The organism is Lentibacillus halophilus, from assembly GCF_039522485.1.
Classification (GTDB): Bacteria; Bacillota; Bacilli; order Bacillales; family Amphibacillaceae; genus Lentibacillus; species Lentibacillus halophilus.
The window spans coordinates 1-7,040 of record NZ_BAAADM010000055.1; the positions used below are offsets into that span (position 1 = coordinate 1).

The window sequence follows — 7,040 nt, forward strand, 5'->3', positions numbered from 1 at the left end:
TTCTGTATGACTATATTCGACATAAAGCTAGGAAATTCCTAGAACAGGTTGACTTTTTCACCGGACTTCTAGGAAAATCTCACTTTTTGAAAACGTTTATTTAAAAAAAGATGGCTCTCCTTTTGGATCACCATCTTTCTAACCATTTTTTTATTGTGGGTTGTTTACAAGTACAGGTTTCGTAACCGTCGTTTCAAGTCGGAAAAAACCTCAATTTGCCTACTGCATAACAATCATTTTTTTAAATTGTAAAAAGCATTTAATCCGGCATATTGACCCATGCCGGCGAGTTCATCTTCAATCCGCAACAGTTGATTGTATTTGGTGACACGATCAGTGCGGGACGGGGCACCGGATTTAATCTGGCCTGCATTGGTTGCAACCGCAATGTCTGCGATCGTCGCATCTTCTGTTTCCCCGGATCGATGGGAAATAATGGCCGTATAGCCGGCACGCTTAGCCATTTCAATAGCCTCGAACGTTTCCGTCAATGTGCCAATCTGGTTGACTTTGACCAAAATGGAATTGCCGGCCCCCTGTTCAATCCCGTAGGACAGCTTGTTTGTGTTGGTCACAAACAAATCATCACCCACCAACTGGACACGGTCGCCAATCCGTTCGGTCAGCATTTGATGGCCTTTCCAGTCGTTTTCATCCAAACCATCTTCTATCGAAATGATGGGGTATGTATGAATAAGCTCCTCATACCAATTGACCATTTCTTCGGCGGTTCGAACAACGCCCTCGCCTTTCAAGTTATACTTACCGTCTTCATATATTTCAGAGGCGGCAACATCCATCGCCAGCTTCACGTCGTCACCAGGTTTGTATCCAGCAGTTTCAATGGCTTCGACAATCGTTCCAAGCGCTTCTTCGTTGGATTCAAGATTGGGAGCAAAACCACCTTCGTCCCCGACACCTGTGCTATACCCTTTGGATTTGAGCACTTTTTTCAACGAATGGAAAATTTCGGCGCCGGTACGCAATGCTTCTTTAAATGTCGGTGCCGCAACAGGCATAATCATGAATTCCTGGATATCAACATTATTATCCGCATGCTCGCCACCGTTTAAAATGTTCATCATTGGCACCGGAAGTGTTTTGGCGTTAAAGCCACCTAAGTAATGGTGCAATGGCTGCTCCAGATAACTTGCTGCAGCATGTGCTGCGGCCATGGATACGCCAAGAATCGCATTGGCTCCAAGGTTGCCTTTGTTGTCTGTTCCATCCAGTTCCAACATGATCTGATCAATGATATTCTGTCTAGTCGTATCAATGCCCAGCAATTCAGGGGCAATGACGTCATTAACATGTTCCACTGCTTTTTGGACACCTTTTCCTACATAACGGTTTTGATCATCGTCACGCAGTTCAACGGCTTCATATTCACCAGTGGAGGCACCGCTCGGGACTAACGCTGCTCCAAATGCACCTGATTCGGTAAATATTTCCACCTCAACGGTCGGATTGCCGCGAGAATCAAGAACTTCGCGGGCATAGACATCTGTTATAAAAGGCATTCAATTCACTCCTTTATGTTTGAGTTTTGTTCATCGATAATTATTTAAATTATTTTATAGCTGTTCACCAAAATCTATGGTTGACAAATTAGATGTCATTTCGACGTAAGCAGTCGCTTCGGAAAAACACGACGCTTTCCGTGGGCTTGTCCTCAGCCTCCTCGAAAAAGAAGATCGCTTTTTCTGCGGGGTCTTCACACTGCGCATTCCACAGGAGTCGCCGTGTTTTTCCTACGCTAGCTAGTTTTACTACCATATTCACACCATAGATTTTGGTGTTGACCCTATTTTACCGTTTCCTTATTTTTTTATCAGTGTTTGGCCGGTCATTTCTTCCGGTTTTTCAACATGTAATAAGTCGAGCAACGTCGGCGATAAGTCCGCTAAAATACCGTCGCTGCGCAGTTCTTCCCCGTCTTTTGTCACAATGACAGGAACCGGGTTTTTCGTATGAGATGTCATCGGTTCACCGTCCAACGTGATCACTTCATCCGAATTACCGTGGTCAGCGGTAATAATGGCATGACCACCGAGTTCGTGAATCTTGTCAACCACTTTGCCGAGACACGCATCCACTGCTTCGATCGCCTGGATGGTTGGCTCAAGTCTGCCGGAATGGCCAACCATGTCCGGATTAGCGAAATTCAAAATAATCGCATTGTGCTCCCCGCTATCCAGCTCACCCAACAGCGAATCTGTTACGTCATAGACACTCATTTCCGGCTGCAAATCATACGTCGCCACTTTCGGTGAATCGATAAGCACACGTTTTTCACCAGGAAATTCGTTCTCCCGGCCGCCACTCATAAAAAACGTCACATGCGGGTATTTCTCGGTTTCAGCAATCCGGAGCTGCTTCATCTCGTTTTGTGCCAGAACCTCGCCAACCGTATTGTCGAGATTCACTGGTTTATACGCGACATACCCATCAATGGATTCACTAAATTCGGTCAGCATCACAAAGTCCACATTTTTCGGCGGATGATTGCCGCGATCAAAATCATGAAAATCGTCATTGGCAAACGTCCGCGAAATTTGGATGGCACGATCCGGACGGAAGTTGTAAAAAATCATTGAATCGTTGTCCTGAACCTGTCCGACAGGCTCGCCATTATCATCGATCATGACGGATGGCAATACAAATTCATCGTAAATGCCATTGTCATAAGCGTCATCGATGACATCATATGGATTCCGATACGTTGGCCCGTCGCCATAAACCATGGCATCGTATGCTTTTTTGACTCGATCCCAGCGTTTATCACGGTCCATGGAATAATAGCGGCCGGAAATAGTAGCAAACTGACCAACCCCGTATTCCTGCATTTTCTCTTCGGTCTGCTTCACATATGTTTTAGCCGTTTGCGGTCCGACATCACGGCCATCAAGAAACGCGTGGACGTACACATTTGTCAGATTCTGATCTTTCGCCAATTTCAACAATGCAAATAAATGATCAATGTGACTGTGAACGCCACCATCCGATAACAGTCCAAAAATGTGCAACGCCTGGTTCTTCTCTTTCGCATACTGGATGGATGTTAGGAAAGCGTCTTTTTCAAAAAATTCGCCTTCTTTAATGGACAGATTGACTCTAGTCAGACTTTGATAGACAATGCGTCCGGCACCGATATTGAGATGACCGACTTCCGAGTTGCCCATTTGCCCTTCCGGAAGACCGACCGATTCTCCGCTTGCCTTCATCTGATTGTGCGGGTATTGGTCCCACAAACGGTCGAAATTCGGCGTATGTGCCTGTTTGACCGCATTGCCTTTTTCCTCATCACGCAGTCCAAAGCCATCAAGTATAATTAACGCGGCAAGATTTCGATGTGTCATTTGGTCCCTGCCTCCACCATTTGCAGGAATGAATCCGGGTCAAGACTGGCACCGCCAACCAATGCACCATCAATATCAGATTGTCCCAGCAAGTCATCAATGTTGGCCGGCTTCACACTGCCGCCATATTGAATAACCATCTGCGAGGCAACCGTTTCGTCTGTCATATTTTCAACAACATGCCGGATATGAGCGCATACGTCATTAGCTTCGTCACTGGATGCTGTTTTGCCTGTACCGATCGCCCAAATTGGCTCATAGGCAATAATCGCGGTTTCAATCTGATCCTTCTGTAATCCGTCAAGCGCTTTGCGGACCTGGGCATCGATATGAGCGTTCGTCTCATTGGATTCGCGCTGTTCAAGCGTCTCCCCGACACAAATGATAGGCGTTAAGTTATGGGCAAAAGCGGCGTGCACCTTTTTATTAACCGTTTCATCGGTCTCCCCGAAATGCTCGCGACGTTCGGAATGTCCGATGACGACATGGGTGACACCAAGATCCGCTAGCATGGCTGGGCTGACTTCACCGGTAAACGCGCCATTCTCTTCAAAATGCATCGTCTGAGCACTGATGTGCAGCTTGCTGTTGTCAGCTGTTTTTACAAGGGACGACAAAAAAGGAAATGGCGCACACACAATGGCCTCAACGCTGTCATCATTCGGCAGTTTACCCACCACGTCTTCGGCAAACTGATCGGCATCAGCCGCCAATTTGTTCATTTTCCAATTTCCGGCTATTATCGTTTTCCGCATGTTTCTCACCTCACTATCGTTTATTTTATCACGCGTCGTCCAGCGCCTGGACACCTGGAAGGACCCTTCCTTCCATAAATTCAAGCGACGCGCCTCCACCTGTTGATATATGGTCCATGTCATCGGCAAATCCGAATTTTTCAACGGCCGCTGCTGAGTCTCCGCCGCCGATCACTGTATAGCCTTCCGTGCGGGCAAGGCTCTCGGCAACGGCTTTTGTTCCGCCGGCAAATGCGTCGTATTCAAAGACGCCCATGGGTCCGTTCCAGATGACCAATGCCGATTCTTTGATAATGTCGTCATAGGTTCGGCTTGTTGCTGGTCCGATATCAAGCGCTTCCCAATCGTCGGGAATATGTGTGATGGCCACCTCTTTGGTATGGGCTGTTTCGGAAAAATCGTCCGCAACGACCGCGTCCTCCGGTATCACAAATCGGACCCCTTTTTCTTCCGCTTTTTGCATAAATTCACGGGCAAGATCCAATTTATCCTCTTCAAGCAGTGAATTACCAATATCGTAACCTTGCGCTTTAACAAATGTATAGGCAAGCCCGCCGCCGATAATTAAGTTGTCCACTTTATCAAGCAGATGATCGATAACATTGATTTTGTCTTTCACTTTCGCACCGCCAATGATCGCGGTAAAGGGCCGATCGGGATTTTCCAGTGCTTTTCCCAAGACGTCGAGTTCTTTATCCATAAGAAATCCAGCCGCAGCAGGCAACTTCTCCGCAACACCGGTCGTTGATGCGTGCGCACGGTGAGCTGCACCGAAAGCATCATTGACATACACATCAGCCATAGCCGCAAATGCATCAATTAGTTCCGGGTCGTTTTTTTCTTCGCCAGGTTCAAAACGGACATTTTCTATTAAAATAATCTCACCATTGCCGACTTGTGAAATGGCTTCATTTACTTCCTGGCCATATACGGCATCCGTCTTAACGACATTCTTTCCGATTAAGTTGCTCAATCGTTCCGCAACCGGATCAAGCCGCAGTTCATCCGATACGTCTCCTTTCGGGCGGCCGAGATGACTGGCCAGGATGACAACCGCGCCCTTATCTGATAAAAAGTTGATGGTCGGCAATGCGGCTTTGATACGTGTGTCATCCGTCACCTCGCCATCACTCATCGGCACGTTGAAATCAACCCGGCAAAACACGTTTTTGCCTTCAACATCAAGATCGTAAAGCGTTTTTTTATTCATGCAACTACCTCCCTGATCATACCAATTATGTAAGTATAGGTGACCGTTGCCGTTCTAAACAGGCAACAGGCGCCCGCCATTACACTGAAAAAAAGAGGAGGATGTTCCTCCCCTATGCTCCTTATAATTCCTGCTTGCCGATATAGACAGCCATGTCCACACAACGCGCGGAATAAGCCATTTCATTGTCATACCATGATACGACTTTGATCATGTTATCTTCAAGAACCATGGTTGATTGGGCATCGAAAAGAGATGAATGGGTATTACCGATAATGTCACTGGACACGAGCGGTGCTTCCGTATAGCCAACAATGCCTTCCATTTCCCCTTTTGATGCGGCTTCAAACGCCTTATTGATGTCTTCCCTGCTTACATTCTGATCAAGATCGGCAACAAAGTCCGTCAACGATCCATCCGGTGTCGGCACACGCACCGCCATTCCATTTAATTTCCCTTTTAGATCAGGAAGCACTTTTTCAACGGCTTTTGCCGCGCCTGTTGTCGTTGGAATGCTGTTCTGCGCTGCCGCACGGGCCCGTCGATAATCTTTATGCGGCAAGTCGAGAATTTGCTGGTCATTGGTATACGAATGTACCGTTGTCATCAAACCGCGCTGCACACCGAAATGATCGTGCAATACTTTAACGAGTGGCGCTAAGCAATTGGTTGTACACGACGCATTGGAAACGATATAGTGCTCAGACGGATCATAGTCGTTTTCATTGACTCCCATGACCATAGTAAGATCTTCCTGTTTGCCCGGTGCCGAAAGAATCACCTTTTTCGCCCCTGCATCAAGATGTTTCTTCGCATCCTCACGCTGGGTGAAACGGCCGGTGGATTCAATGACGATGTCCACACCAAGATCCCCCCAGCCAAGGTTGGCAGGATCGCGTTCGGAAAGTACCTTCACTTCTTTGCCGCCGACCACAATGTTTTCCCCTTTTACCATGACGTCCTCGTCCAGCATACCATGAACCGTATCATACTGCAGCAAATGTGCAAGCATGTTGGCATCCGTCAAGTCATTAACAGCAACCACGTCCACCTCGTCATTTTTAAAAGCCTGACGGAATACGTTACGTCCGATACGCCCGAATCCATTAATACCTATTTTTAGTGCCATATCTATTCCTCCTATATCATAATGCCATACTATATTCAAAGGGAGATAATCATCCCTCTAAAATCGCTTCAGCAGCCGCTTCATCCGTAATCAACAAATCACTTTTCCCCTGCTTGAAATACGACTCGATCGCTTGTGCCTTGGATTCTCCCCCGGCTACCGTGATCACGCGTTTGCTATTTTCGGATAAATCATCCAAATGGATGCCTATGGTCCGGACATGATGAACAATCTCACCGAATGCATTGAAGTAATAACCGAACGCTTCACTGACAGCATGTCCGTCCCGGAGCTTTTGCAGAATATCCTCCGGTGTCTTACGACGTTCAGCCATGGTCAGTGCATCACCGATACCATGCAGAACAACATCCGCTTCATACATCAAATGCAGTACGTCTTGAACAGCGGGTTCTTCAATCATGGTCCGGTACGACGTTTCACTTAATGGGTCCGGGACATACAGCAAACGGTAATTCCCATGCGCCTGTCGTGCCATCTTCGCAGCAATGGTGTTGGCTTGATGTTCTTCCTTTTCTCCGATACCACCCCGTGCAGGGACAAATAAACAATCCACTTCCCCGCTTAAC

At 47.2% G+C, this 7,040-nt stretch carries 6 protein-coding genes; all 6 read right to left on the minus strand.

Translation table 11 applies throughout. The features are described from left to right. Positions 1 to 233: 233 nt before the first annotated feature. A complete protein-coding gene (gene eno / locus ABDZ72_RS12795) occupies positions 234 to 1,520 on the minus strand; it encodes a phosphopyruvate hydratase (protein ID WP_343753766.1) in 1,287 nt (428 codons plus the stop codon). Between the two features lie 300 nt (positions 1,521 to 1,820). Next, a complete protein-coding gene (gene gpmI / locus ABDZ72_RS12800) occupies positions 1,821 to 3,359 on the minus strand; it encodes a 2,3-bisphosphoglycerate-independent phosphoglycerate mutase (RefSeq protein ID WP_343753768.1) in 1,539 nt (512 codons plus the stop codon). Beyond that, complete coding sequence (tpiA, locus tag ABDZ72_RS12805) at positions 3,356 to 4,114, minus strand: triose-phosphate isomerase (RefSeq protein WP_343753770.1); 759 nt, start codon at positions 4,112 to 4,114, stop codon at positions 3,356 to 3,358. Before tpiA ends, gpmI begins: the two co-directional genes overlap by 4 nt. A 28-nt stretch (positions 4,115 to 4,142) precedes the next feature. Continuing rightward, positions 4,143 to 5,324 carry a phosphoglycerate kinase gene (locus ABDZ72_RS12810; RefSeq protein WP_343753772.1) on the minus strand — a complete coding sequence of 394 codons (1,182 nt, stop codon included), beginning with the start codon at positions 5,322 to 5,324 and terminating at the stop codon, positions 4,143 to 4,145. A gap of 121 nt (positions 5,325 to 5,445) precedes the next feature. After that, complete coding sequence (gap, locus tag ABDZ72_RS12815) at positions 5,446 to 6,453, minus strand: type I glyceraldehyde-3-phosphate dehydrogenase (protein ID WP_343753774.1); 1,008 nt, start codon at positions 6,451 to 6,453, stop codon at positions 5,446 to 5,448. Positions 6,454 to 6,502: 49 nt separating this feature from the next. Then, on the minus strand, positions 6,503 to 7,040 hold a 538-nt coding region (locus ABDZ72_RS12820; RefSeq protein ID WP_343753776.1), incomplete at its 5' end, for a sugar-binding transcriptional regulator.